The organism is Vibrio minamisatsumaniensis (genome assembly GCF_050337445.1).
Classification (GTDB): Bacteria; Pseudomonadota; Gammaproteobacteria; order Enterobacterales; family Vibrionaceae; genus Vibrio; species Vibrio artabrorum.
Genome location: NZ_JAKJSY010000185.1, coordinates 1 through 755, shown reverse-complemented (window position 1 = coordinate 755; position 755 = coordinate 1). Strand labels below are relative to the sequence as shown.

Annotated in this window: 2 rRNA genes; both read right to left on the bottom strand. The window is 41.6% G+C overall.

What is annotated here, in order from left to right:
- Positions 1–186, bottom strand: a 23S ribosomal RNA gene (locus L4B77_RS20190); the annotation flags it as partial.
- A gap of 390 nt (positions 187–576) precedes the next feature.
- Positions 577–755 (bottom strand): 16S ribosomal RNA (locus L4B77_RS20185); the annotation flags it as partial.

Genomic DNA, 755 nt, shown 5'->3' with positions numbered 1-755 from the left:
CCCCGGTTTGCCTCCTGTTGCTATGTATTCACAACAGGATACGTACTTATGCACGTGGGTTTCCCCATTCAGGAATCCCAGACTCAAAAGGTTATTACTACCTAATCTGGGCTTATCGCAAGTTATTACGCCTTTCATCGCCTCTGACTGCCAAGGCATCCACCGTGTACGCTTAGTCACTTAACCATACAACCCGAAAGGGTCTTGTGTATGATACAAATTTGCTTTCACTTTTAAAAAGTGAAGACAAAAAGYAACCAAGGTTTTTGGTTGTCATTAAGAAGGGTTAATTCTTAATGACTGTTTGCCGGACTCAATTGTGATTCAAACAAGTTTGAATCGAATACAAGACACTTGAATGTGTTTGTTGTGTTTATCTAATGAAAGATAAACATTGAGAACTTTTAAATTTGATTAACATAACTCGTAAGTCAGTTAATCAGTCAGCTTTCCAAATTGTTAAAGAGCATAAAGCAAAAAGCTTTAATCAATAACTTACGTTATTAATTAAAGCTCTGGCTTTAACTAAATCTAAACCATCAATCTGTGTGGACACTCATCGTAAGTATCTTCGTATAAGGAGGTGATCCAGCCCCAGGTTCCCCTAGGGCTACCTTGTTACGACTTCACCCCAGTCATGAACCACACCGTGGTGATCGTCCTCCACTCTCTCCGAAGAAAGGGCGGTTAAACTAACCACTTCTGGTGCAGCCCACTCCCATGGTGTGACGGGCGGTGTGTACAAGGCCCGGGAA